A 26,319-nucleotide genomic window follows, 5' to 3' on the forward strand; every position below is an offset into this window, starting at 1 on the left:
GATGGTTTACCCACTGCTGTTACTATATTTCACCCAACTGAGAACCGCTATAGTTGGCTCTAGTCTGTATGTACCAGATTTTGAATATCTAAATGGTGAACTGCTTTATACCTCAGCTACAGAGGGAGTTAAAAATCCCAAAGTTAAGGCTTACGTCGATTCAATTTTGCAGTTTGCCAGCGCAGAGGGTGGCGAAGGAGCAAATTTTCTAGCAAAACTGAGCAAACACCTCGATCGCTATCAGACGATAGAAGCTGGGATATTGCAAGAGTTTACACAGACAACTGCTCAACTTCCATTAGATGCCGGTTTGCATTTAGTCCGCTCTTGTTGTGACATGCTAGAAGCACAGGTTTCATGGATAGACACAGAAAATCCCCTAGCAGCGTTGGATACTGATGAACGATTGTTACTACAGCAGTATTAAAAAAAATAATTATATGTTACTAGCGTGGGGCAGACGGAAATTTAAGCTTGAGGAGGCGTCTGCAACGGTGCGATATGAAGATATAAGACCTAAGCGACGTAAAGAGAAAGCGCAGTTTTAGAGCAAAAATCCCACGCTTCAAAGCGTGGGAGTGTCAACTCAATACACCATAAATGTAAGGTGGGCAAAGCTTTGCCTACTCTACAAAACTTAATGATGGTGGTGGTGGTGATGCCCAGCTAGTTGGGGATTAACTGCCAAAGTTTGGTCTGACAACAGCTGTGCAATATGATCGTTAGCCCATTGGGCTGCCATAGCCAAAAATTCTGGATGGTCGTTGACACAAGCCATTTGCACGTAGTTCGTACCAGGATTGTGTTTTTCCAAAGCATGGATGATATGGTGTACATCCAATAGAGTTTCGTGATTTTCTGTAGCAAAGCCAATTGGCATAAAGATCACTACTTTTGCACCCAATTGAATCAGGTTATTTGCAGCTTGCTCGGCGTTTGGCTGTGTCCAATCAATCAAGGGTGTGTCATGGTTGAGCCAACCCACTGAGATTAAAGGATAGCGGTTAATTAACTTATCCCGAACTAAATCGTACATTGCTTCACTTTCAGCAATCCCAGAAGTAAAGCCTTTAGCTTTATGGGGACAGCCGTGGTTCATTAGCACAATACCGATTTGAGAAGGTAGATAAGCTGCGGCTAACTCAGCAATTTTCTCTTCAACCAGATGAGCCATTAAATCGATATAGGCTGGTTCGTTGAAGAAAGAAGGAATGTAGCGCTGTGCTTTAACCCAGTGTTCTTCACCATCAGTCAACTCAACTAGAGCATTGTTAACTTGCTCGATCGCAATCCCACTAGTAAAGATAGAATCAACAACCAGCAGTGGGTAAATTAGCAGCTTCTCGAACCCTTGGTTTTTGATTTCTGCTAAGACTTGATTGGGTAGAAAAGGAGCGCAGAAGTTGAAAGCCTTGAAAACTTGAACCTTATCGCCCCATTTTTCTTGTAAATTCTTCTCGATACCAGCCCGTTGCTGTTCAAAGATGGCATTGTGTGGGGAAATAAAATCGTGGTGTGTGTGTCCCCACTCATGGCGGTCAAATAGCGCCAAAAGCTTTGCCAGAGGGGGATAAATCCAGGTTGGTACTGGTGCGAATTTTGCTGTCAGTAAATTTAAAGCCTGTTCGTTATAGTTGGCGAAATCTTCGTAGCTTTCGACTTCGCCGTAGCCCATAAGCAATACGGCTACACGGTCTTTACCTGATAGATGCTCGTGGGTGTGTTGTACTTTTTCCGGCGTGGCAACCACAATTAGTTCCTCAATATAACCAGAGTGCAGAGAGATATAAAGTTAGGGAATAGTTTGTACATTTTCCCCACTTATAACTTATTATCCCATCCAGGGGGATAGGATAGGTGGGAAAATCAAGATAATACATCAAAAGACATACAAAACTTACGTAGGGCATTGGGCATTGAACCAATGCAGCATCTACTATGTTGCTGGAATAGCGAAAGTGCTTAAGATACCAAAAAGCCGCGTTTTCAGTGAAATTAATTTGGTGCAGGTTTTTGCTAAATGCGTTTATCCAGATTTAAGTCTTCAACAATTTCCAACATCAAGTTAAGAGTTTCAAAATATTCTCTTAAAGGTGCAAAGCTCAACACACTTTTATATAGATTAGGATCAAATATATTATTTTCTACTGCTTCTTCAATGGCTATATATATCATGTCATCAACAAAGGAAATATAAATATTTCTATTGGTTTTCTTGCGAAAGTTAACTATTTTATCCATTAAACTAGTAGATAAGACATAGCGTGCTTCTATTTGGTCATCACCATAAACAGTGAAAAATTTAGCAAATTCTGGATCTTCTAATTTAATTAGCTGTTTTTTAGCATGATTAAGAGCATGAATATTAGCGTTAATAACTTTTGGTTGAACAATTGTAACAGTTTGCAGATTTTTGCTAAACTTAGCTTTAAAAAATAATCCTTTAAAGATTGTACTTGTTCGGGTAAATTGGTTTTTTAAAACTTCAGATTCAAATTTTTTATATTCAATTTTTCTGCCGCGCAAAATATGATTAATTATATATGGAATTATTTTTGCAAATCTGAATGTTAAAGCACTAAATGTAAATGGTAAAATCAAAATAAACAATGATATAACACGTAAAATTGAAAATATAAATATGTAAACTATGTGAGATTGAATTATTGTTTCATATCTCCTACTCATAAAAAATATAATATCTAAAAAATTAGTCCAATCATGTTTTAATTCTAATTCTGCACGAATATTCGAGAAGCAGATATCAAAACCATTGATTTTACCATAAATATAAACATCATGTCCAATATTATTTGGATTGAGAAGTCCTTTAAACAGTTGGCTATGTTTAAAAGAACTGATATTGTTTTCAGTATCTTCTTTTGAGCAAGAACTAAGATAGTTGAAATTCTTATTTTGATTTACAAAAGTAAATATTTTTTCAGATATTTTGTATGTAAAACCTGCGGAAAAGCCTTGAAAAACTGTTGAGTAAAAAAATATCCAAATCCCAAGAAACAATAAGAAGCTTAATAAATATTTGAAAAATGAAAAAAGAAAAGTTATAAGTACATATATAAATACTACGACTATTGGTGTAGAATGGCTTTCAAACAATGAAGGTTCTTCAATATAAACATAATCTTTGATATCAAAAGATATCATGGAGAGAAACTTGAACGTTATAATTAAAACAAATAAAAAAAGGAGATGAATAGTAATAATAGATAATAAAGCTTGTTTCCTACGATATTCAAATACTTTTAATTCGCTCAATAAATTTTTCTGACAAAATATTTTGAATTCTTTTAATGTTTTTGGTGTAAATTTTTCAATAACTGGTTTGGGTTCTTCTGACAAGGTTTCGCTTGGTGGTTGTAGCTTAACTTCTGATTCCTTGGAGTTTGATGCAGTCGCAGACACATCAATATTATCTGTAAATAGCTCTGTAAATAAAAGCTGCCTTGCCCATTTTCTCGTTGCTTCGTCTTCATTAATCAGAAGTTGCTGACAAAGAGTGATCGCTTGATTAATTTGCCCATTTTCTTGATATGCTTTTATCAGCCATTTATGTGCTAGCAAATAGTGTTTCGTAGCCGGAGAAGCAGCTTGACAAAAAATCTTTAATGCTTGGATTGCTTTTTGATAACGTTTTTTAGTAATAGCTTCATACCCAGTGTTTATCAGTTCAGTTGCCTGTGCAGGCGTAAGTGAACTTTTAGTTGAATTGAGTGATAATTTTTGTGCTGTAGGTTTAGCTTCTGAAAATATTTCGGCAAGATAGTATTGTGCTAATATCTGAGTCGTTTGATGTTTACTATTGCTCAATTCTTGGCATAAGTTAATTGCCTTATCAAAGCGTCCATTGTAGAGGTATGCGTCTAAAAGCAATACTCGTGCATATAAGTATTCTTTTGTATTAGGTTCTGGATTATTTTGAAAAAATTTTTCCAACCCCTGAAGTGCTAAATTGTGATTTTTGTATTCTAATAGTTTAGCTATCCCATTTAATAATTCTTGATTTGGTGTAGGATTTGTTTTGGACATATTTTTTAAGTTTACTTATGATTGATTTCAATAATTACGCTGCTTCTTGCTTGTAGATTAGCTTGAAACTGCAATTTTAATTGATATTTCATCCACGAAGCTATAATATTTGTTGGAAACATTTCTACGGCGTTATTATATTCAGTTACGGCAGAGTTATAAAATCTTCTAGCGGCAGAAAGTTGTTCTTCTACTTCACTTAAGGAATATTGTAATTTGATAAAATGGTCGTTTGTTTTTAATTCGGGATATGCTTCAACTATTACTATAATTTTGCTTAACATTCTCGAAATTTGGTCTTCTACAGCAACTCGGCTATTGTCGCTTAAGTTTTTTGAAGTTGCTCTACTTCTGAGCCTGCTAATTTCTATTAATGTTTTTTGCTCAAATTGCATATATATTTGAGCTAAGGTAACAAGTATAGGTATCAAATCGCTTCTTTTTTGCAGAATTACATCAACAGTAGAAAATGCATTCTTAACTTGATTGTTTTTCTTAATTAAACTATTATATATAACAATAAAAATAATGAAAATTAAAGTTAAAAAGCTAATTATAAAAATAAACATTTGACTAATTAGGTTAATCTTAAGATTGTTTGTAATCTAAATTAATGTTTTTTAAAATAGTATTATTTCGGAAAATCTGTGAAAAGGCTATAATCTTTTCAGTAAAAATAAGGTAATATATAAGACTATTACTTGATTTTTGAGAAAGCTCTGTATATCGGAAGAGTAAAAAAATCAAAGGTAATGTTAAAGATGAATATAATTGTTTGCCCTGGAATTCATGAGCCAGCGTTAACTGAAAGCTTTAGAGTAAGATTGTTAGATTTAGTCGGTAATAGCGCGATCGCACACAATCCCGCAAACATACTGGTTTATCCGGGTAAAGACGTTTTGGTTTTATCAGCCTTGCACATCTTGCAGTTTTTGCGCGTTAGCGTAGCTCACCGCAGGTATCGCTTGACCGATTCTCTAGAATCACCAATTATATTTATTAGCTTTAGTGCTGGCGTAGTTGGGGCAATAGGGGCGGCACATTTGTGGCAACTCTTGGGTGGTCGTGTCAAAGCGTTTATTGCTATAGATGGATGGGGAGTACCACTACAAGGAAATTTTCCTATTCATCGGATGAGTCATGATTATTTCACCCATTGGAGTTCATGTTTGCTAGGTAGTGGGCAAAATAATTTCTATGCAGAGCCAGCAGTTGATCATTTGTCCATTTGGAAATCTCCCCAAACTGTACAAGGTTGTTGGGTAGATTCGTCCATTGAGATTATTCCACCCAAAGGTCGTCTGACAGCAGCTGAATTTTTGCTTATGCTGTTAAAACGCTATGAAGCAAATTAATCCGGACAATGGAGTAAGTAAACAGGAGTTAGGAGTGAGGAGTGATGAAGGGAACAGGTGACAGGAGATAGTCAACCCTTTGGGGGAAGTCAAAAGTTAAAAGCCAAAAGTCAAAAGTAAGAACCTCATAAATAAATTTACTTGCTCTGTACCTTTTTCTTTCTGATCCAGAAAAACTATCCCCTATCCCTTATTCCCTATCCATGCCCCATGCTCCATGCCCCATGCCCCATCTACCCAAAGAAAGTATCTAATGTTTCCAACTGAACCTGCCGCTGTTAATAATGGCTTTGGCGCACTGCTAAAAAACCGTGGTTTTATGCTCCTGTGGATTGGGCAATTGCTGTCCCAGTTAGCAGATAAGGTCTTCTTCGTTTTGCTGATTGCTCTGCTGGAGAACTACCCACCGCTTCCAGGGTTGGCACGAAACTCGATGTACTCAACCTTGATGCTGTCGTTTACAATCCCAGCAATTTTGTTCGGCTCTGCCGGTGGTATCTTTGTTGACCGCTTGCCAAAAAAGCTGATTATGGTTGGCTCAGATATTGTGCGGGGAATATTGACGCTGTGTCTTCCCTTATTGCCACGACAGTTCCTGATTTTGTTAATTCTGACTTTTGCCATTTCCACAGTAACGCAGTTTTTTGCACCAGCCGAGCAAGCATCCATTCCCTTATTGGTGAAGCGAGAGAATTTGTTGGCAGCCAATGCGCTGTTTAGCAGCACGATGATGGGAGCTTTAATTGTTGGCTTTGCAATAGGAGAGCCGATTTTGAGTTTGGCGAAAAGCTGGATGGGAGAAGAATACGGTCAAGAGTTTGTGGTTGGTGGACTATACATATTATCAGCTGCAATTATGCAGCCGATAAAGTTTAAAGAATCCAAACAACCAAAGGAACATCGGGTATCAAATCACCTTTGGGCTGAATTCACCGAGAGCCTACGCTATCTCAAAAAAAATCCTTTGATATTAAACGCCATGCTGCAACTGACAACTTTATATTGCGTGTTTGCAGCCTTAACGGTGCTGACGATTCGATTAGCCGAGGAGTTTGGTCTAAAAGAAAAACAGTTTGGCTTTTTCTTGGCAGCAGCAGGAGTGGGTATGGTATTTGGTGCGGCAATTTTAGGTAACTGGGGTGAGAAATTGCATCGCAAACCTCTACCTTTAATTGGATTTTTGATGATGGCACTAGTTTTAGGGGTATTCACTTTTACGCACAACTTATTGCTGGCGCTAGGACTCTGTGCATTTTTGGGTGTAGGTGCTGCCTTAATTGGTGTCCCGATGCAAACTTTAATTCAACAGCAAACACCACCTAACATGCACGGTAAAGTATTTGGCTTTCAAAATCATGCTGTCAACATCGCTTTGGCGTTACCCCTGGCGATCACTGGGCCCTTAACTGATGCTCTTGGCTTGCGAATTGTGCTTGTAGCAATGAGTGTTGTTGTGGTAGTTGTCGGTGTTTGGGCTTGGCAAAATACCCGCAAAGTCTTGCAAGACGTAATTTAACTAATGTAAGCTAATAAATCTAGCTTTATATTTAATATAAAAATTAATAAGATTTTGATTGAGGTTTTCAATTAAAATGAAATCTTAACTACAGAATTCAGCATTAACTTTAGCTATAGTCTGAGGTTTGACCGTGCGATCGCTTTCCCCAATTAGTCTCCCACAAACCGAGAATCACAAACAGTCTCGTGCTTCTAGCCTACCAGTCGTCCCCAAACGTGCATCTGGCGGTTTTGCTCTACTTGACAGCCTTCTTCGCCACGGCGTTGATTATATTTTTGGTTATCCTGGTGGGGCAATCTTACCAATTTACGACGACCTATATAAGGTGGAAGCAACTGGTGCTATGAAGCACATTCTCGTGAGACACGAGCAAGGCGCAGCCCACGCCGCTGATGGTTATGCCCGTGCCACAGGCAAAGTAGGAGTATGCTTTGGTACTTCTGGCCCAGGAGCAACTAACTTAGTGACAGGCATTGCTACAGCCTACATGGATTCAATCCCGATGATTGTGGTTACGGGACAGGTAGCACGTCCGTCGATTGGTACAGATGCGTTTCAAGAAACCGATATTTACGGGATTACGCTACCGATCGTCAAGCATTCCTATGTGGTGCGCGACCCCAAAGATATGGCGCGAATTGTCGCCGAAGCCTTCCACATCGCTAGCACTGGGCGTCCGGGGCCAGTTTTAATTGATGTCCCCAAAGATGTAGCTTTAGAAGAATTTGACTATGTACCTGTAAAACCAGGTTCAGTAAAGCTACGCGGTTATCGTCCCACTGTAAAGGGAAATCCTCGGCAAATTCATGCCGCGATCCAGTTGATTACTGAAAGTCGCCGTCCGCTATTGTATGTGGGTGGTGGTGCGATCGCAGCTGGTGCCCATGAAGAAATCAAACAACTAGCTGAATTATTCGATATCCCTGTCACCACAACCTTAATGGGGATCGGTGCATTTGACGAACATCATCCCCTCGCTTTGGGAATGTTGGGGATGCACGGCACTGCTTACGCTAACTTTGCCGTTAGTGATTGTGACTTGCTGATTTGCGTCGGCGCTAGATTTGACGATCGCGTGACAGGCAAGTTAGACGAATTCGCCTCCCGCGCCAAAGTAATTCACATCGATATCGATCCGGCAGAAGTCGGCAAAAACCGCATTCCCGAAGTGCCCATTGTCGGCGATGTGCAAAACGTGTTAGTAGACTTGTTGCATCGCTGCAAAGAAGCAGGGATTAAGGCTACACCAAATCAAAACCAAGAGTGGCTGAATCTAGTTAACCGTTGGCGCGATGAGTATCCTCTGATAGTGCCGCAGCATTCCGACAGCATTTCACCCCAAGAAGTAATTGTAGAAGTTAATAGCCAAGCACCCAACGCTTTCTATACCACAGATGTTGGACAACATCAAATGTGGGCAGCACAATTCCTCAAGAATGGCCCAAGGCGCTGGATTTCTAGCGCTGGTTTGGGAACGATGGGTTTTGGCCTACCTGCGGCAATGGGCGCGAAAGTGGCGTTTCCTGATGAAGAAGTCATCTGTATTAGTGGTGATGCTAGTTTCCAAATGTGTTTGCAGGAACTAGGAACAATTGCACAGTATGGAATAAATGTCAAGACAATAATTATCAACAACGGCTGGCAAGGGATGGTGCGCCAGTGGCAGCAAGCCTTCTATGGTGAGCGTTACTCATGCTCCGACATGGAAGTAGGGATGCCAGACGTAGAGTTATTGGCAAAAGCTTATGGCATTAAAGGGATGATAATCAGCGATCGCAGTCAATTAAAAGATGCGATCGCCGAAATGCTCGCACACAAAGGGCCAGTCATCTTAAATGTCCACGTCACCAGAGACGAAAACTGCTATCCAATGGTAGCCCCTGGTAAGAGCAACGCTCAAATGGTCGGCTTACAGAAGCAAGCACCGAAAGCGGCAACCGAGCCAGTGTATTGTAGCCACTGCAATGCCAAAAATGCTCCCACCCACAATTTTTGTGCTGAGTGTGGCACAAAGCTCTAACGCTTTTTGATAATTTAGACTAGAGAGGTAGGGGAGCAAGAAGAACGGGAGAAAGATGCTATCCCCCTAATTCCTGCCCCCTTTCCGCTTGCGTAGGCATCGCTTAATCTTCTTGATTAGGTTGAGGTAAAAAGATATTTCCTAAGTACAACATTTCATTAATTCGTAGCGAATTCTCTGCGTACCTTTGCGCTTACCTCTGCGCCCCTTTGCGTTTAAATTTCAACCCTCAATTCGCCACGATTTTATAGCGCCTCCTGTTTCTTTCCTCGTTCTTCTCCGTTTTGCAGAATGTCTTGTTAAATCACAGATTATTACATAATTTTTTCTCTAAAAAGCTGTGTAATCAAATTTTTGTCCAACCGTAAGCCAGCTAAAACCTGTACACAAGCTGATACAGCGTATTTCAGGTAAATTAAGTACACGGGTAGGGACACAGCCATGTTCCCTACGATTATCTGTACTGGCGTAGGCTCTCATAAAGAAGTTGCAATCTGCTGTATATTCTGAAAATTACTTCATCAAACTTAAGTTTTATTAAAAATTCATATACTTTTTGCTTTCGCTAGTTAAATATGCGAGTTAGAGTTGATTTTATATAAATCAGTTTTTTTAAAAGTTCAGTAACATTCCTCTTTTCTTAAAAAGTTAAATATAAATAAAATATTAATAGTTGTGCTGGCTTAGTTGATTAAAAAACGTCAATTATTCCAGGTGTACCTATTTGCTAACTCTCTTTCAGGCAGATTCAGTAGTCTTAAAATAACTGCTCTCTTTCTTTTTACAAAAAAGAGTTTAGCTTCTTCTTAATTGAGGGAAGTTAGATTGTTGTTAGCGAATTAATGTACTAAGCATTAATAGTCTGTTCATCGGGAAATCGCTGTGCTCAAGTTTTCTTGGAGAACAGCGTCATGATTTCTATGGGAAAATTGCAGTTTTATTTATAGCTGAGAACAAACACAACTTCTTTAAGCTTTGAATATTTATCAACCCATTTGATTAATCTCTATGCAACAATATATTTCTCATTTGCTCGTACTGGTATTAGGAACAAGTTCAACTTTCTTAGTTACTCCATCTCAAGCTCAAACTCCGGTAAAAACCAACAGTCAAAATCCTGAGAATGTTACTTCCATATCTTCAAGCTCACCTTCGGCTACCCAATTGAGTGATTTTGGTAATTCTACTAATAGCAAACCACCTCTCCTTTCTGAGGCAACTAATAACTCTTCTGCTACTAATGCCAATATAACAGCAAATAAGCCTCGTCCACGGGTTCCTATATTCAGCAGAATTTTTGCCACACCTTTGATGCAGCAATAATTAACGAGTAAACATTTAGTTTACTTGCTAGAGTTAATCAAAATTTCCATTTATACGTTTTAACCTCTCTCCTTTTAGGAGAGAGGCTTTAAGTGTTACTTCCTAATGCTTGTAGAGAAAGGCTGTTTTTGTTTGATATATATTGGACTTAACTGAGAACCGCTATATATGTGAGTCATACTCTGATTTGCTTTATGCTTGCAGCTGACAGAGGATTAAGCCAAACCATTGATTTGGATCTCTCCACACATGAACGGGTAATAAACCTTGTGCAGTTAGTTGCTGTTTGATATTATTAAGGTCAAATTTGCGGGAAATTTCAGTGAGGATAGTCTCACCTAGTGCAAAATTAACCTTAAGATTAAGAGCGCGTAATTCTACAATTTGTGATCGCAGGCTGCATAAATGCATTTCTATTTGATGCTCGCTTTCATTGTAAAATGCTCGGTGTTCAAACTGGGTTGTGTCAAAGTTACCCTCAAACCGCTGATTTAAATGTTCCAGCATATTAAGGTTAAATGCAGCTGTCACTCCCTGGCTGTCGTTATAAGCTGGTTCCAAAATCTCTTTTGGCTTTCGTAAATCTATCCCCAATAAAAAATACTCACCTACTTGTAGAGCATTGGTAATTTGAGAGAAGAACACATCACACTCATCAGGGGTAAGATTACCTAAACTGCTACCAATAAAACAAATCATTCGACTGGGTAATTGCGTCGGTAGGAGTTTTGCAAGGGCTAATTCATAGGTTCCCGCTAGTGCATAAACTTGGAGTAAAGGATAATCTTCTAATAACTGCTTGGCACTACTTTCTAACATACCTGCACTTACATCAATTGGTAGGTAATGCAGAGGATAGCTTAGTTGCTGGTAGGCATCTAGTAAAATGCGGGTTTTACTAGAACTACCACTGCCAAGTTCTACCAATTCACAAACGCCAGTTATCTTAGCAATTTCACCAGCATACTGTTGTAAAATCTTTGTTTCTGTGCGTGTAAGATAATATTCTGGTAAATCACAGATTTGCTCAAACAAATGGGAACCACGGTCATCATAAAAGTAACAAGGGGGTAGAGATTTAGGTGTTTGAGTTAATCCCTTCACTACATCATTCCCAGCACTAGGTGCAAATATTTGAGTTGCTCCTATCAAACGCTCTATCTGCAAGCGTTTTTCAACGTTGCTTTGAGAAGTAACCTTGTTGTTAACAGCTTTAGATATCGACATGAAACCTCCGTTTGCTCGGCGTAATAGGTTACTTTGATAGCAGACCTTTACCCCAATCAGTGAAACACATAGCCATAGCTAATAAAATCATGCTTGAGCAACATAGCTCAAGCTTTAAAGTTATTTTTCGACATTTTCCCCTTAGAATAATAGCAAGTAAGCACCTAAGTGCTATGTTCTAGCAGCGATAAAGATTTGATACAGGTAATATCAGCCAACAGCAGATTAAGTCAGAATAAGGTTGACTAGAGAATGTGGCTTCGTGCATATCCTGAAATAGCGCAAAAGTTTTCGAGCGAAATTTATCAAAGACTTGAGAAATAGCCTCTTTCACACTAGATTTGCTCAATTTGGATCTCACAGTCTGCTCCCACACTAATGATGCTATTTTCTGGGCAAGCAATCCAATTACCTATAAATAGAGGTTCAGACGCAAGAATTACAGATTGTGGGAAAGTTGGATCGTCTCTTATCCAGTAAAGAGATGGAGGCGGTGAAGTGGTAGCAAAACGAGAAGCTATCAGGCGATGTCCGTCACTAAAGATTACATTAAGTGAGGCTTCTACTTGATAGCGTTTTGCCATCTCTAAAAGCGTTAATAATGTAGTGCGTAAAGCATACTCTGGAGGTCGATGTTTATTAATTTGACTTTGCGAAAGTAACAATGCAAAAATGTGTTCTGAGTCAGTACTGCCATTAATTTCTTCGTAAAATTCTTGGGTTAAAGTGCTGCGGATTTTTCTCTGTAATGTTTTGCGGAAATTCTCGATTCGTCCATTGTGAATAAATAACTGTTGTTGATGGTTAAAAGGTTGACAATTAGCAAAATCTACGGCTTGTTCTGGTGTAGCACTGCGGACATAAGCAAGAACACACTTTGATTCAACGTAACGGCTGAGACTGGGTAGGTTTATATCATTCCAAATAGGTAGGGTATTTTTGTAGATAAAAGGATTAGTATCTTTTTGACTATGATACCAACCTACACCAAAACCATCTGCATTTACCACTCCAGAAATCATTTCGCGGGGTTGATAACTCTGGACTATGAGTGAGTGTTCTGGTTTATACAGAAGATGTTCTAAAGAAATAGGCAAACCGAGGTAAGCAAGTAAACGGCACATTATGAATATTCCAACTTCTATTAATACAATTATTAGGCAACAGCCTTACTCGCTTTTATTCACTATCATCAGTGGTTCCCACTTGTATGGTTTTCCTTCACCTGATTCTGATTATGACTTGCGGGGTGTGCATGTTTTACCAGTTCAAGAAGTAGTGGGATTACAGACTAAAAATGAAACTATTGAAATTTCAGAAGTTCGCGAATCTTTAGAAATTTATTTAGTAACTCATGATGTCAAAAAATTCTTTTTGATGCTACTTAAAAAGAATAGAATGGTTATGTATTAGAGCAATTATATTCTCCTTTAATATTAACAACCTCACCTGAACATGAGGAATTGAAAGTTATTACCAAAAATTGCATTACTCGTCATCATAGTTACCATTATATGGGTTTCGCCAGAACACAATGGAAACTGTTTGAAAAGGAAAATACACATCAGATTAAACCATTACTTTATGTTTATCGAGTTTTATTAACTGGTATTTATCTGATGCAAACAGGCGAGATTGAGTCTAATTTAATTAAGATCAATGAGGTTTTTAATTTACCATATATTCCTGATTTAATTGCCCAAAAATTAGCAGGTACAGAAAAATCTGTATTATCAAATATTAATGTAGATTTTCATCAAAGAGAATATGAACGTCTGCGTAATAAATTACAGGAGGCATATCAATCTAGCCTATTACCTGAATCACCTTCAGCTAATGCCGCGTTGGATAATTTGTTAATACACCTGAGAACAAGGAGCTATAAATTATAATTTAACTCAATACGCTTGGGTTAAGAAGAATAGTAGGTTGGGTTGAGCGTAAGCGTTACCCAACAAAGCTTTGATAATGTTAGGTTTCGTTCCTCAGCCCAACCTACGCCAGTTTTAGTTTTTAGGCTTAACCCAAGCGTATTGGCTTTAAACTCCTCAGTACTAGATTTTTTAAAAATATGAATTTAGGAATTTGAAATTCTGTGTTACCTCTAAATAACGGTACTAGTTTATTTGTGTTTTAATAGGTAAAATGATTACAAACTCCGCCCATAGTTCAAATTATGATTTAGTAATTGGTTAATCTTATTTTTTATACAATATTTTTGTTAATTTATTAGTTTTTGTACATATATTATAAGAGTAACTTTCCCTACTTAAAAAGGAAGAAATTGAGTTGATAGTTTGCACTGTTTGTGGATTAAAATGCTAAATATACTATAACATATTTTTATAATATATGTTGTAACAATTAGGTAAATGAGCTTATAAAAAATGGAGTTAAGAGTTTTTAACTCCTAACTCCTAACTTTTTTACAACTTCAAATTCCAAGCAGCAAAAGCTAAAGCACCCCAACCAGCAAGAAAAGCTGCACCGCCTAGTGGGGCGATCGCTCCCAAGGATTTGATACCTGTTAAGCTAAGGGCGTACAAACTACCTGAGAAAATAGCAATGCCAATGAGAAACAGCCATCCACTGGCGATAAGAGTAGGTTGAGGAGACTCGGTACGACTAATTAGGATTGCTACTAAGAAAAGTGCTAGAGCATGATACATTTGGTAACGAGCGCCAGTTTCAAAAATTTCTAGCGATCGCTCACTAATCTTTTCCCGCAAGGCATGGGAAGCAAAAGCACCAGCAGCAACTGACAAACCGCCTAAAATGGCAGCTACGCTCAAAAAAATCTGCGTCATTAGACCTAGCCGTAAGTTGGGTATTGTAGTCATTAGTCATTAATGAATAACAAATAACAAATGACAAAGGACAAATGACTAATGACAATTAGACATCAAAATGATATGATACAGCCCCTTCTTCGTTCACCTTAAAGTTTGCATTGAATTCTTTAGCTTTTTGATCTAAATATTGTCTAGCGTGGGCTGCGGGTAGTTGTGACTGCATGGCAAAACCTAAAACAGTTACGCGCCCGTGATTTTCTTGTAGCATCTCATAAAAAATCGATTGCAGGCGATCGCTAACTTGTTGATTAATCGCCTTTTTCTCCTGCCGACTTTGACGGTACAATCCCAATGCTAACCACGTGCCTAGTGTTAGGGTAGGGACACCAAAAATTAGACCACCAGCAGCAGCATTATTATCTTCATAAGTAGCATTCGGTGCATCAAACTCATACTCACTCGTGGGTATTATAATGGCTTTACGTGTAGCAAATTTTTCTAATGCCGCTGTTGCTGATAGAGTTACAAACATGAATCCGAGTGTCAATAGCCAACCGGCAGCTAATTTTTCAGCAGTCTTCATAGTTTCACTTCAGATTTACACTTTGTTTGCGATTTTAACCTTACTTTCGTAAAGGTTCCAATATATCAATTTACTCCCAATAACAGTTTTTTAGCTTTTGCACAAGGCTTTTTTGCCTACATTGCTTAATTAGTCTAGGGTTGGCTAATACAACTCACCCGTTATGGTATGAAATTAGAAAATTAGAGAAACTAGATAAACAAGAAATTAAATACACCTATAAAACCTTTGCAGTCAGCATCCCCAGAAGTTTGATATCCTTTGTTGAAGCTTCAAAGAAGAAGTTTTATCTGAATAAAAGGTAAATGCGGTTATTTGCTTTCACTATTCTCTTGGGAGCAGCTGCGATCGCTTAGTTTGTAAGAATGTATGATTATGCACAGCGGAACAACGATTATTTAGAGAAAAAATCAAGCTTGATGCCAACGGCAATATCTACCATATCTCAGGTTTGAGATTGTCAAATCGCAGCAAGATGTTTATTATACCTTTGCTGCGATTTTAACCTTAATTGCGTGTAGCTTCCAGTAGGCGAGAAAAATAGAAGCGAGTCTTCGTCATTGCCCGTCGTTGCAATGAAAAGCCATTACTTTCCAAGATTTTCACCACATCAGCCTCACGATGCAAATATGCACGAGTGGCTTTACTTGGCCCAGGAAAGAAACTACCAATTTTCTTGAGTATACTCAAGGCGCAGGTCTTCGGCGCAAAACTGAGAATTATCCGCGACTGTGCCAAAGAACAGAGGTGAGATATCATCTCATCGGCTTTTTCTTGAGGGTAATGGATGAGAACATCTAGGCAAATAACGGTATGGTAGCTACCATTCAATGATTCCAAATCTTGCACAGCAAAAGTGGGATTTTCGGCATTTCCCAAAGTTTGCTTTGCTCTATCCCTGCCTTCTTTTACCATTTTTTCGGAAATATCGGTGGCATAGACTTTGGTACCATCTACTGCCAGGGGAATGCTGAGACTACCGACACCACACCCAGCATCACAGATTGATAGCTGTGGTAAATTGTTATCAGCCTTTAGCCAACCGAGAACTGTATCCACAGTTTGCTGGTGTCCATTGCGGATGTCTAATTGGACTTTGTTGACTTCGCCATCGCCGTAGATTCGCTTCCAACGGTCAAACCCTGTGGAATTGAAATACTCGCGAACAATCGTTTTGTCGTCGGCTGCGTTCATAAACTTCGATTTTTAGGGGTTCCCAATGCTTAAAATTATCATTGATAGGAACCCATAAGAGCGGTCTTTCAGATTTTTCCAGATGATAGTTCGCCGATAAGCAAGGATACTTACGTACATAGAGTAACTCAGAGGTTGTTTGAAAAGTCCGAAGGATGGTAAAAAAGCTATTACGGTATACAATCGGTTTTATTGGGGATCATACTTAAAACTGCTGAAATCCTTTTAAAATATACATTTTGGCAGTTTGTGACCCCTATTTTTTCAAGTCTTGTGAGAAATCCGGGTACTGACCTCAGTGACGCAGAATGGGCAATGCTTGCCTCTTTGATTCCAGCAGCTTTCATAGCAGGACTTACGCAAAAATTGCTAAAAAGTTTAATTTATCGAACCGCCAAGACGCCAAGAGCGCCAAGTATTCATAGAGTGTGCGTAAGTCCTAATTAGGTGACACCCCCCTACTACTGATATGCAAGAAGTCTATTGAAGTTGTCAGTGCTAATTGGAGGGATGATTATGCATCCAAGTTGGTTGACTACGAAACTTTTGGCGTTCCTGAATACTGGATTGTTGACTATTTAGCTTTGGGCGGTACGAAGGTACATAGGTAATCCCAAACAACCGACTATTTCGGTTTATTATTTGGTGGATGGTGAATATCAAGTTAACCTGTTTCGGGGAAGCGATGCCTGCGGCAACCCCTTTGGGGAACGCATCGTATCGCCTACATTCCCAGAATTAAACTTAACTGCCGAACAGATTTTTCAAGCTGGGCGTTCAGAAAATCAATTATGACCGCAATGCAGACACTCCCATAGGCCCACGAGTTACGCCCAGTTGATTTTGCAACTTCAACTCGCGCCAGAGTTGGGAACCTGTAATCTCACCTTGCAATAATTGACTATAAAAATGTATTGTTTTACTCACTTGCTCTGGTGTTTCATTCACAAATTCGATGCGAAAGTGACGTAATCCCAGTTCTATGAGACGCTGTACGTATTCGGCTCCGGTTTGAGCAATGCCGTTAAATACAGTATTTCGGCAACCTACATCTGCTTTGAGGACGTGTTCGCTACCAACGCGATCGCGCAATTTCACTTCCTGCTTTTCACAAGGTCGTCCACAGTTGGTGTAATCTGTACCCGTCGAGAGAAAGGCACAAAAAACACAATGCTCCATGTGAAACATCGGTATATGCTGATGGATTGTCACCTCAAACCACTGGGGTGGACAACTGGTGAGCAGGTCTTGTAGTTGGGTAATATTCAGGTCATAAGATGCTGTCAGCCGTTCTAAATCAAAGTGTTGCTGAAAGTAGTCTGCTGTTAAAGGATTAGCAACGTTGAGAGAAAAATCTCCGATACAACGGTCTGCTGCAAAGAATTGCAATTGGTCATAGTTCCGTATCAGATAGCCATCTGCTTCACAAGCACGTACTTGCTGCAAAATCCAATTTTCTCCAGGCTTGGTAATTCGGGGAGGTGCAACCCAGATAGTGGGGAGTGGGGAGTTAGGAGTTAGGAGTGCTGAGTTATCAGTTAAAAGTGAGGAATTGTCTGCTTTGTTTTTTTGCTGTTGCTGGCGCACCATTTGCACCGCTTCTCGATAAGTGCGGGGGTCTTCAAATTCGCAGTAAAGTGTTTGGATTTCCGCTTGGAGTGCTGCTTGGAGTTGCTTGAGATTTCGTACTAGGACGATGAGTGAAGGAGATGTAGCTTTAGCTTCCCGCAGGGTAGGAGATGAGGGTAATGAGGAGGGGAGTAAGTTTTGGAAAGAGACATCAGAACGTAATTGCCAGCGTTTTGGTTGACTCCGCAATTCTTCTAACTGTGTAACGATTTCCCGCCGCATCCGGTTCAATTCACTGACGGGTAGCATAATAGCACCGCTGAGGTGGTTGGTTAGCGTTCCCAAACAAAAAGGTGTGTTACCGAGACGACCGAATTGTTCTTGTAAACGGTCTGTATCCAAGGGTTTGGTGTGCGCTTCCACTAGAGAAATTGCAGACTCTACTTGGACAATATTACCGAGTCGATCGCGGGCGATCGCAATCAGTGGCTGACCAACTTCTCCATAAATTTCCATATCAATGGGACGTTGAAATTGTGGGTTCTCGCCAGCAAAACTCTGACGCAGTTGCTTATCGAGTTCTGGATCGCTGGTTTTCCAAATGCGATCGCCTATATGCACTCGGCGTAAGTTCAGGTCATTTCTACCAAAGGTCAGCGCACTTTCCTTACCTTTGGAAACCACCCCATAAACTCGGCCGCCTTCTTCTTTAGCCTCTGGATGACCGCAGTCAAATACTATTCCATCTCCCGGTTTTACAGGCGCTTCCAGTTTCACTATTACCTGTTCGTTATGAATGCGGGTAACTTCACCTAAATAAACCCCACGTTTTTTACCAAAGCGGGCGTGAACTAGTTCCTGATTATTAATCCCGCCAAACCAGCCCGTGTAAAGTCCGCGAGAAAATGCCATTTCTAGGTTGTAGTGTTCTTGGTCTAATTGACCTCTCCCCCCTTCCCTTGTAGGCAAAGGAGTTAAGGGGTTAGGTCTTTCCAATTCCGTCATTACACTATCCAAAGCTTGCCGATAAACACGGGTGACATTAGCAACATACTCTGGAGCTTTCAGGCGACCTTCAATCTTGAGACAGGTTACTCCTGATTTCACCAAATCTGGCAGAACATCTAACCCTGCTAGGTCTTGAGGACTGAGTAAATATTTGCGTTCTTTTAAATTCACAACTTCCCCATCGGCGATTAAATCGTAGGGCATCCGGCAAGCTTGGGCACATTCACCTCGGTTAGCAGAACGTCCACCTAAAGCCTCACTAGTCAAACACTGACCGGAATACGCCACGCATAAAGCACCGTGAACAAAAACTTCCAAGGGCAGGGAGGTTTTCTGTTGGGCAATCTGCTGCTGAATTTTATTGATTTCTTTGAGAGAACATTCACGCGCCAACACCACCAATTGACAGCCAAGAGACTTGGCAAATTTCACCCCAGCCGCACTGGTGATGGTCATTTGCGTAGAAGCATGGATGGGAAAATCGGGGGAAAGGTGACGGATGAGACGGCATATACCAATATCTTGAACAATTACCGCATCCACACCTGCTGCAATAATTGTGCGGAGATATTGCTGTGCTTCTGCTAGTTCTTTGGGAAATATTAGGGTGTTGACAGTGACATAACCCTTTACGCCCCGACGGTGCAGGAATGTCATCAATTGGGGTAAGTCCGCCTCAGTAAAATTTTGTGCGCGCATTCTAGCGTTAAACCGATCCAAACCGAAGTAAATCGCATCTGCCCCATTTTCCACAGCAGCTTTAGCACAGTCCCAATTACCTGCTGGCGCGAGTAGTTCGGGACGTTGAAGGGAAGGTTGGAAAGGGGAGCGTAGGCGTAGCCCATCGGAGATATCGCTTTTCATTAGATTTAGGGAGGGTTAACTAGCACCATAGTGATTTTATCGAAGTTATTGGAGGATGGGGCGATCGCTCTCTCATCTACGATTCATTCAATCCTCTTCTTTTCTGCATCTAAAGTAAGTAGACAGGCGAGAAGAAACAGAACTATATTAAATTTAGTTAAAAAAAAGTTTCGCTAGGTCGTCAATGTATTAAAAAAATGGAAATTCTTAAATCAAACACCGCCATAAATTGGAATTAAACCTGTGTCTGCTAAAGATGCTTTTCATATAGTTGTTAAAACAGCACTTGAGAAAGATGGCTGGTTAATCACTCACGATCCTTATGCTCTCCAGGCAGAAACCCTTGAATTATATGTTGATTTAGGAGCAGAAAAAGTTATTGCAGCCGAAAAACAAGGACAAAAAATAGCTGTTGAAATTAAAAGTTTTCTAAGTCCGTCAAAAATCACAGAACTTTATGCTGCATTAGGACAATTTATCATTTAGGGAATTGCTTTACAAAAACAAGAAGCCAATCGTACTTTATATTTAGCGGTTCCTAGTACTGTTTACAATGAGTTTTTTATCCTTCCATTTATCCAATCTGTAATTCAAAGTAATCAGTTCTGTTTACTAATTTATAATCTTGAACATGAGGCGATCGCACAATGGCAAAGCTAGAGGAATATCGACAATATATTAAAAATTTGCTTCAACAGCACGCTAGTACTGTTTGGGATAATCGCATTCAAGCACAGACTATTTTTGATACAGAACACGATCGTTATCAATTAGTTTATGTAGGTTGGCGCGATCAAAACCGCATATATGGCCCTGTTCTCCATGTAGATATTATTGACGAAAAAATCTGGATTCAGCAAGATGGAACAGAGGTAGGAATTGCTAATGAATTGGTTGAATTAGGTGTTCCAAAAGAAGATATTGTTTTAGGTTTTCAATTACCCTCTGTGCGTAAATATACAGATTTTGCTATTAATTAAAGGCTAGTTTCAAGCCGCGTTCAACAGCTAATTTTAAGATTATTGACAATTTCAGCCATTTTCTACGAGCTTGTCTTTTCCTTATGATTGTATCTGCGATCGCTGTGCATCTTCTGGTTAAAAAAGAGTGATCGCTTTAACTAAAATAATATCCCAGCCTCAATAACCTTTATTGCTCATAATGATATTTGCAAGTCCAAATAATCAATCTTCTTCAATTTTATAAGTATGTGGTTCAAAGACAATTTTTTCATATTCATCTAAATTAACAAAAACTAAGTTACCTTTTTTTACATTTTCTAAAGCTTTGATTCGATGTTTTTTGTTCGTCTCTGATTTTAGAAGATAGGTAGTTTTGTCTTCTTCAGATGGTGGTTCAACTAGCATAATGACTTGTACGAAATCTTTCGCATCTTTCCCACCCTATTGTAACTGTATCTGAGTGAGATGAATTTGAGCGATCGCTTTTTTTCTTGGCGTCTTGGCGGTTCGTTAAAAAGAGCGATCGCTATGTTATTGCATAAACCACAACTCAAATTGGCAATACTGAGTAAAGCAAGCCAAGGCAAAGGTAATGAATTAAGTCTTTAAATATGAAAAGATAGTCAGATAAGGAAAGCGCCGAGCCAGCAGCGCAGTTAGGAAATTGGTAGATTTATACAATAGTGCTAGTATGCTGCAACTAACTGTATACATTGATCAAAAAGCGGCAGTTAATTAACAGCAAGCGATCGCTGTTAACTGCTCTTTTAATAATGTAAGTAAAAAAAGATACTTAGCTAAATACTTAGTGCGACGTTAATGGCGTCCTTTTGTCAAGCCCCTCTCCCTCTATTCATGGATAATGGCAAGCCGCTGCGCGTCTACGTAAAAAAAGGACGAACCTAAAAGTTCGCCCCTAACATAGTATTATGCTGTTGCTGAATCCGAACCCAAATCTAAATCTTCGCTTCTTCTCTCACCAACTTATCCCAACCCAAATCTTTCAAATTATTATTCCGACGTAACGGACGAGTCACCAACTCTAATATGTCACGTGCATTCGTAAAGCCGTGAATTTGAGCAAAAGTAAACTCCACAGACCACTTAGTATTAATACCGCGTGCTTCCAATGGGTTAGCGTGAGCCATACCAGTAATTACCAAATCTGGTTTCAACTCATAAATTCGCTGAAGTTGATTATAATTATCCGGCTTCTCCACAATTCTTGGCAGAGGTGAATTCATTTCCTGGCAGGTTTTCTCCAGCAATGCCAACTCAGCAGCTTGATAGCGCTTATCCATGTAGGGAATGCCGATTTCGTGAACTGTCATCCCACAACGGATTAAGAATCTTGCTTGAGAGATTTCTAGCAAATTATCACCCATGAAGAATACAGACTTACCGCGAATTAGTTTCACATAATCTTCTAACCCTGCCCAAATTTGTGCTTCCCGTTCATCCAAACCCTTGGGAGTAATACCAAATACCGAGCAGATTTTCTCAATCCAAGCGCGGGTACCGTCGGGGCCAATGGGGAAGGGTGCGCCAATGAGTTTACATTTGCGGCGGCGCATTAAGGTGGTAGCTGTGCGACTGAGGAAGGGGTTGACACCAGCGACATAATACCCTTCTTCCAGTACTGGCAGTTCAGTGAAGCGCTTTGCAGGTAGCCAGCCGGAAACTTTGATGCCTTGCTTCTTCAGTTCTAAGGTTAACTGAGTAACCACGGGGTCAGGAAGCGAGCCAAAGAGAACTAAGGGTGGATGATCTACGTACTCAGATTCATCTTGGGCGACATCTTCTTTTTTCTTACCAAAGTTGAGCAATTTAGCGATCGCATTGCGTTCACTTTTCTCTGTTTCCGCCACCGGAGCCTTATCAGGACAACGATTAGCCATTGCTGCTAATACGGTATCTTCCCCTTGGGTGAAGGCGTAATCTAGACCATTTGCCCGCGCTACAACAATGGGAATACCGATTTCGGATTCCAGTTTTGGTGCTAAACCTTCCAAATCGGTTTTAATAATTTCGGTAGTGCAAGTGCCAATCCAGACAATTACACTAGGATTGCGATCGCGTTTAATCTGCAAGCACAACCGCTTTAACTCTTCATAATCATTCAGTTGTGCCGAAATATCACCCTCTTCCAACTCTGCCATTGCATAGCGGGGTTCAGCAAAAATCATCACCCCCATCGCATTTTGCAGGAAGTAGCCACAAGTTTTTGTCCCAATCACCAAAAAGAAGCTATCTTCAATTTTTTGGTATAACCACGCCACGCAGCTAATTGGGCAAAAGGTATGGTAATTTCCAGTTTCACATTCAAAGTTTAAGGCTTCTGGTTGTTGAGCGACAGTCATTTTGGTTTTTTCTCCCCTTGATATTTAATGGCAGATCAACCAATTTCAAATTTTAGATTGATAATTTGGGATTGAAGGCTGGGACAACAAAAGTATCCTCTGTCTAACGACAATTTCCCTAATTCCTCATCCAAAACCCCAAATCTAAAACTTAAAATTGCGAAGAACGGCAATAATTAAGCGTTGGGGAAGAGACGGGCAATTTCTGATTCATCAAAAACGCCTGCTGGCAGTTCTTCCCCCAAAAAATCGTTATTTTCTTCAGCCTTTTGTAAAGCTGTTTCATCACCCCAGACATCTGATAACACGTCTTTAAACGCATTCTCATCTAGCGTATCTCCAAGCGCTTCTTCTTCGTCTTCATCAAGCTTTACTTCCATAGCAGCTGTTGAATCGAAGGCAATTTCCCCAAACTCATCTGCTTCTAAACTAGAGGTTTTAAGAGATTCATTTTTTGAATCGTGTCCATTGGTTAAGGAAATATCACCAAAGCCATTTTCCGTTTCCTCTAACTCGCTGATTCCCAGGTTTTCATCCTCAGAATCCACCATTGCGAACTCTTCAACTACCGCCACCGACGCAAAGCCATTTGTATGAGCATGTGTCAATGTTTCATCTTCAGGCTTTTCGTCAATGACATCTGCTGCTTCTTCTACGTATTTCTCTACTTCTGGGTTGACGACGAAGCGATTACCGAGAGCTAAATCTGGGTCAAAATGCAAATCCAGCACCTCAATTAGGGTATCGGCGTCAGGATTGAGTTTGGCAAAGGGTAACATTAACTGCGCTAGCTTTGGCTCTAGGGCGTTAAGAACTCCCAGGATGAGGTAAGAAGGTGGTCGCTTCCCGCCATCAGGGGTGTAGACCGATTCCACTTCCATGTGCAGGGTAATCCAGTCTCGATTATTCTGGAAAAATTGCAACCACTTTTGCTTTATTGAATCCGTAAAGCTGTGAAAGAATGCCATGTTATTGTCCCCCATCCTGAGAACTTGGTGATTTATACAATCATCAAGTCTAGTTCCTCTTCTGAATTAGGAACCTGGGGTTTACCCGGATTTAGATAAAAATCAGATAACAAAGAGAACAATTCCCGATCTGGTGAGTCATTAGGTACAACACCTTCGGGACGCGCCAAAATTTGGTCAGCAATGTTGAGATAGTAATCGCAAACGTAGTCTAGGGAAGGATCTTGCTCTGCCATTTCAAACAATGTCTTACCCTTAACACGGGAAACACGGATATCTTCAATCAAAGGTAAAACTTCTAGAACTGGCATGGGCACTGCTTCTATATATTTTTCAATCAAGTCGCGTTTGGAGGTGCGATTGCCAATTAACCCAGCTAGACGCAGTGGGTGAGTTCTTGCTTTTTCGCGGACTGAAGCAGCAATGCGATTAGCCGCAAACAATGCATCAAAGCCGTTGTCTGTAACAATCAGGCAGTAATCTGCATAGTTGAGTGGTGCTGCAAAACCACCGCAAACTACGTCACCCAGAACGTCAAAGAGAATTACATCGTATTCATCAAAGGCGTTGAGTTCTTTAAGTAATTTCACGGTTTCACCGACTACGTAGCCACCGCATCCAGCACCCGCAGGTGGGCCACCAGCTTCTACGCAATCCACACCGCCGTAGCCTTTATAAATCACATCTTCCGGCCAGACATCTTCGTAGTGATAATCCTTTTCTTGGAGGGTGTCGATAATTGTCGGAATCAAAAACCCAGTCAGGGTAAAGGTACTGTCATGTTTGGGGTCGCAACCAATTTGCAGCACTTTTTTGCCACGTTTAGCTAGGGCGACGGATATATTACAGCTAGTTGTGGATTTACCGATACCACCTTTTCCGTAGACTGCTAGTTTCACTGTTGTTCCCTCTTATAGCTTTTTGTCAAACTTGTGGCTCAAACATTTGCCTTCACCTTTCCTGAGATGGCGATGCGTGAGGTCTGTTGATGTCATTATTGGGCAAATTACATAGAAAAGAAAGTGGCTCTTAATTTGTAAAACGGTTTTATCGGATGAATTAAAGCTTAATTGTGTCTATTTGGGTTTTTATGAACCTTAAAGACTTTTAAAGCTCTAAAAATAGTCGATAAAAAATTTTTATTACTTATTTTTATAAAAATAGTTACAAAATACAAAAAGCTGAAATCGGCTTTTTTGAATGCTTTTCATAAAATTAGTTGATGGTCAGACAACGTGTTTTCAAGGCATTGGGGCGCAGGGTCAAGGGGAAAGAGAGGTATATGCAGCCTGATGCTGGAAATATTACTGGAATTTGCGTTAGCGTAGCTCACCGAAGGTATCGCAGATAAATTGCCAGTTTTCAGACGGTAGCCAAGACCGTTTAATTGCTGCTTGAGAGTAAGTTAGTGTGATTTTGTAAAAAATTATTAATTTACAAAATAATCAGGCGGCAGCCCACTAATGGGTATTCCCAGTCAGAGGCTGGGAACGAGTCAACAAAGCTAATTAGGACACTTCAGTTTCAAGTCCGTGGATTTGCTGTAATGTTTGCCAGCCAGCTTGCCACTGGGAGTTATCTTGTAATAATTTGGCATTTATCCAAAAACGGACTTTCGGATCGCAAGCAGCAACCATTTCGGCATAAACCCACTTAGCCTGATTTTTGCGATTGACAACTTGGAAGTGCCGCCAGCCATCGATTTTTTGCTGTGCTGTCCATTTAGAACCAACTAGGTAAGGAAATTTTTGTTTTTTAGTCATTTGTTATTAGTCATTTGTCATTTTTCATTTGTCATTGGGCATTGGAAAACACTTTCTTTATCCCCAATCCCCAGTACCCAATCCCTACTAAAATGTCACCAAATCGCCATTACGGGTAAACTTCTGGCAATGCAACTCACTATCTTGCTGGACACATAGCGAAAACCATCTGATATGACTCCAGCAGGTGTTGATGTTGTTGGTAATTTTGCGCTTTTTCTTAGAAAGACGTTGTCTTACGACTTCATTAGGGCAAAGAATTTCTAACGTGCCCGTACCATTTTCATAATTGATGATACGAAATAGACAGTCTTGCAAAATAGCACGGCTACTACTATCGAAGAACCGTTTAAATCGCTGTAGCTTTTCCCCTTCACTCATTTGGCTGATGGGTTTTATTTTCAAGAAATCTTCATCCTCAAAGTCAAAGTCATCATCTTCAAAGTCGTAGGGGTCAATCATTTTCAGCATTCACTAGGCGACCTGGAATTATGGTAACTCTGTGTGGGGGCAAGAGGAGAATGGTAGAGGCAAGGTAGAACAACTTTAATACGTCATGCCTTGGTATACGCATTTAAATTTGTGCTGATGTTCAGACAGCTTCGGCAATATACCTTTCCAATTTCTTGAAGGGTTGCAATCAATAGCTGTCGCCAGCAACCTAACAATCGCCTCCGGTGAGTTCAAACCTTAGACCTCTTGCAAAAATCCTTGAATCACCCCTCCCCAACCCTCCCCGATGTATTGGGGGTACGGTGTACACAC

Annotated in this window: 23 protein-coding genes and 3 pseudogenes; 11 read left to right on the forward strand and 15 right to left on the reverse strand. The window is 40.1% G+C overall.

Features of this window, described 5'->3' with window-relative positions:
* Positions 1-427, forward strand: a pseudogene (locus tag ACFE93_RS26295) (hypothetical protein); the annotation flags it as partial.
* Positions 428-637: 210 nt separating this feature from the next.
* On the opposite strand, the gene ACFE93_RS26300 reads toward ACFE93_RS26295, so the two are convergent.
* The 3 genes from ACFE93_RS26300 to ACFE93_RS26310 form a co-directional block, all read right to left on the reverse strand.
* The gene (locus ACFE93_RS26300) at positions 638-1,750 is read right to left on the reverse strand and encodes a ferrochelatase (protein WP_375477690.1); all 1,113 of its coding nucleotides are present in this window, start codon (positions 1,748-1,750) and stop codon (positions 638-640) included.
* A 266-nt stretch (positions 1,751-2,016) separates the two neighbouring features.
* Complete coding sequence (locus ACFE93_RS26305) at positions 2,017-4,047, reverse strand: DUF3137 domain-containing protein (RefSeq protein ID WP_375477692.1); 2,031 nt, start codon at positions 4,045-4,047, stop codon at positions 2,017-2,019.
* An 11-nt stretch (positions 4,048-4,058) separates the two neighbouring features.
* A complete protein-coding gene (locus ACFE93_RS26310) occupies positions 4,059-4,616 on the reverse strand; it encodes a LemA family protein (protein WP_375477694.1) in 558 nt (185 codons plus the stop codon).
* 192 nt (positions 4,617-4,808) lie between these two features.
* Here ACFE93_RS26310 and ACFE93_RS26315 point away from each other — a divergent pair, with 192 nt between their 5' ends.
* The 4 genes from ACFE93_RS26315 (at position 4,809) to ACFE93_RS26330 (ending at position 10,264) form a co-directional block, all read left to right on the forward strand.
* The gene (locus ACFE93_RS26315; RefSeq protein ID WP_375477696.1) at positions 4,809-5,402 is read left to right on the forward strand and encodes a hypothetical protein; all 594 of its coding nucleotides are present in this window, start codon (positions 4,809-4,811) and stop codon (positions 5,400-5,402) included.
* A 253-nt stretch (positions 5,403-5,655) separates the two neighbouring features.
* A complete protein-coding gene (locus ACFE93_RS26320; protein WP_375477698.1) occupies positions 5,656-6,918 on the forward strand; it encodes an MFS transporter in 1,263 nt (420 codons plus the stop codon).
* A gap of 127 nt (positions 6,919-7,045) precedes the next feature.
* Complete coding sequence (gene ilvB / locus ACFE93_RS26325) at positions 7,046-8,941, forward strand: biosynthetic-type acetolactate synthase large subunit (RefSeq protein ID WP_375477700.1); 1,896 nt, start codon at positions 7,046-7,048, stop codon at positions 8,939-8,941.
* A 1,008-nt stretch (positions 8,942-9,949) separates the two neighbouring features.
* Positions 9,950-10,264: a hypothetical protein gene (locus ACFE93_RS26330; protein WP_375477702.1), complete on the forward strand. Its 315-nt coding sequence runs from the start codon at positions 9,950-9,952 to the stop codon at positions 10,262-10,264.
* 192 nt (positions 10,265-10,456) lie between these two features.
* Here the strand turns inward: ACFE93_RS26330 and egtD are convergent, their stop codons facing one another.
* Together egtD and egtC are read right to left on the reverse strand one after the other, a co-directional pair.
* Positions 10,457-11,491 (reverse strand): L-histidine N(alpha)-methyltransferase, encoded by a 1,035-nt coding sequence (gene egtD / locus ACFE93_RS26335; protein WP_375477704.1) that lies wholly within the window; start codon positions 11,489-11,491, stop codon positions 10,457-10,459.
* Positions 11,492-11,826: 335 nt separating this feature from the next.
* A complete protein-coding gene (egtC, locus tag ACFE93_RS26340) occupies positions 11,827-12,615 on the reverse strand; it encodes an ergothioneine biosynthesis protein EgtC (protein ID WP_375477706.1) in 789 nt (262 codons plus the stop codon).
* A 1-nt stretch (position 12,616) separates the two neighbouring features.
* Between egtC and ACFE93_RS26345 the strand changes: the two genes are divergently transcribed.
* A complete protein-coding gene (locus tag ACFE93_RS26345) occupies positions 12,617-12,904 on the forward strand; it encodes a DNA polymerase beta superfamily protein (RefSeq protein WP_375477708.1) in 288 nt (95 codons plus the stop codon).
* A 20-nt stretch (positions 12,905-12,924) separates the two neighbouring features.
* Positions 12,925-13,383: a DNA polymerase beta superfamily protein gene (locus tag ACFE93_RS26350; protein WP_375477725.1), complete on the forward strand. Its 459-nt coding sequence runs from the start codon at positions 12,925-12,927 to the stop codon at positions 13,381-13,383.
* A gap of 534 nt (positions 13,384-13,917) precedes the next feature.
* On the opposite strand, the gene ACFE93_RS26355 is transcribed toward ACFE93_RS26350, so the two are convergent.
* The 3 genes from ACFE93_RS26355 to bchM all read right to left on the reverse strand — a co-directional run bounded on the left by ACFE93_RS26355 (position 13,918) and on the right by bchM (position 16,060).
* Complete coding sequence (locus ACFE93_RS26355; RefSeq protein WP_375477727.1) at positions 13,918-14,298, reverse strand: DUF423 domain-containing protein; 381 nt, start codon at positions 14,296-14,298, stop codon at positions 13,918-13,920.
* An 88-nt stretch (positions 14,299-14,386) separates the two neighbouring features.
* Positions 14,387-14,866 (reverse strand): hypothetical protein, encoded by a 480-nt coding sequence (locus tag ACFE93_RS26360; RefSeq protein WP_375477710.1) that lies wholly within the window; start codon positions 14,864-14,866, stop codon positions 14,387-14,389.
* A gap of 507 nt (positions 14,867-15,373) precedes the next feature.
* Positions 15,374-16,060, reverse strand: a complete 687-nt coding sequence (gene bchM / locus ACFE93_RS26365; protein WP_292856992.1) for a magnesium protoporphyrin IX methyltransferase — start codon at positions 16,058-16,060, stop codon at positions 15,374-15,376.
* A gap of 482 nt (positions 16,061-16,542) precedes the next feature.
* On the opposite strand from bchM, the pseudogene ACFE93_RS26370 reads away from it, so the two are divergent.
* A pseudogene (locus tag ACFE93_RS26370) lies at positions 16,543-16,855 on the forward strand (Uma2 family endonuclease); the annotation flags it as partial.
* Here ACFE93_RS26370 and ACFE93_RS26375 read toward each other — a convergent pair.
* Positions 16,850-19,501, reverse strand: coding sequence for a DUF3656 domain-containing protein (locus ACFE93_RS26375; protein WP_375477712.1), 2,652 nt, complete (start codon positions 19,499-19,501; stop codon positions 16,850-16,852). The pseudogene ACFE93_RS26370 and the gene ACFE93_RS26375 overlap by 6 nt on opposite strands.
* Positions 19,502-19,744: 243 nt before the next feature.
* On the opposite strand from ACFE93_RS26375, the pseudogene ACFE93_RS26380 reads away from it, so the two are divergent.
* Both ACFE93_RS26380 and ACFE93_RS26385 read left to right on the forward strand, forming a co-directional pair.
* Positions 19,745-20,161: pseudogene (locus tag ACFE93_RS26380) on the forward strand (element excision factor XisH family protein).
* Positions 20,149-20,481: a XisI protein gene (locus tag ACFE93_RS26385; RefSeq protein ID WP_375477714.1), complete on the forward strand. Its 333-nt coding sequence runs from the start codon at positions 20,149-20,151 to the stop codon at positions 20,479-20,481. Before ACFE93_RS26380 ends, ACFE93_RS26385 begins: the two are co-directional and overlap by 13 nt.
* Positions 20,482-20,685: 204 nt before the next feature.
* On the opposite strand, the gene ACFE93_RS26390 is transcribed toward ACFE93_RS26385, so the two are convergent.
* On the reverse strand, positions 20,686-20,868 hold the full coding sequence (locus tag ACFE93_RS26390; protein WP_375477716.1) for a hypothetical protein: 183 nt from the start codon (positions 20,866-20,868) through the stop codon (positions 20,686-20,688).
* A 60-nt stretch (positions 20,869-20,928) separates the two neighbouring features.
* Between ACFE93_RS26390 and ACFE93_RS26395 the strand changes: the two genes are divergently transcribed.
* Positions 20,929-21,072: a hypothetical protein gene (locus ACFE93_RS26395; protein ID WP_375477718.1), complete on the forward strand. Its 144-nt coding sequence runs from the start codon at positions 20,929-20,931 to the stop codon at positions 21,070-21,072.
* Positions 21,073-21,419: 347 nt separating this feature from the next.
* Here ACFE93_RS26395 and ACFE93_RS26400 read toward each other — a convergent pair whose 3' ends face one another.
* The 5 genes from ACFE93_RS26400 to ACFE93_RS26420 all read right to left on the reverse strand — a co-directional run bounded on the left by ACFE93_RS26400 (position 21,420) and on the right by ACFE93_RS26420 (position 26,025).
* Entirely contained in the window at positions 21,420-22,823 is a 1,404-nt protein-coding gene (locus tag ACFE93_RS26400; RefSeq protein WP_322672299.1) for a ferredoxin:protochlorophyllide reductase (ATP-dependent) subunit N, read from the reverse strand.
* Positions 22,824-22,999: 176 nt separating this feature from the next.
* Positions 23,000-23,791 carry a DUF5331 domain-containing protein gene (locus ACFE93_RS26405; protein WP_375477720.1) on the reverse strand — a complete coding sequence of 264 codons (792 nt, stop codon included), beginning with the start codon at positions 23,789-23,791 and terminating at the stop codon, positions 23,000-23,002.
* 32 nt (positions 23,792-23,823) lie between these two features.
* Entirely contained in the window at positions 23,824-24,690 is an 867-nt protein-coding gene (bchL, locus tag ACFE93_RS26410) for a ferredoxin:protochlorophyllide reductase (ATP-dependent) iron-sulfur ATP-binding protein (RefSeq protein WP_292774821.1), read from the reverse strand.
* 609 nt (positions 24,691-25,299) lie between these two features.
* Positions 25,300-25,554 carry a TIGR02450 family Trp-rich protein gene (locus ACFE93_RS26415; protein ID WP_104906491.1) on the reverse strand — a complete coding sequence of 85 codons (255 nt, stop codon included), beginning with the start codon at positions 25,552-25,554 and terminating at the stop codon, positions 25,300-25,302.
* Between the two features lie 87 nt (positions 25,555-25,641).
* Positions 25,642-26,025, reverse strand: coding sequence for a hypothetical protein (locus tag ACFE93_RS26420; protein ID WP_375477723.1), 384 nt, complete (start codon positions 26,023-26,025; stop codon positions 25,642-25,644).
* Between the last annotated feature and the right edge of the window lie 294 nt (positions 26,026-26,319).

Origin of the sequence: uncultured Nostoc sp., from assembly GCF_964247315.1 — a bacterium.
Lineage (GTDB): Bacteria > Cyanobacteriota > Cyanobacteriia > Cyanobacteriales > Nostocaceae > Nostoc.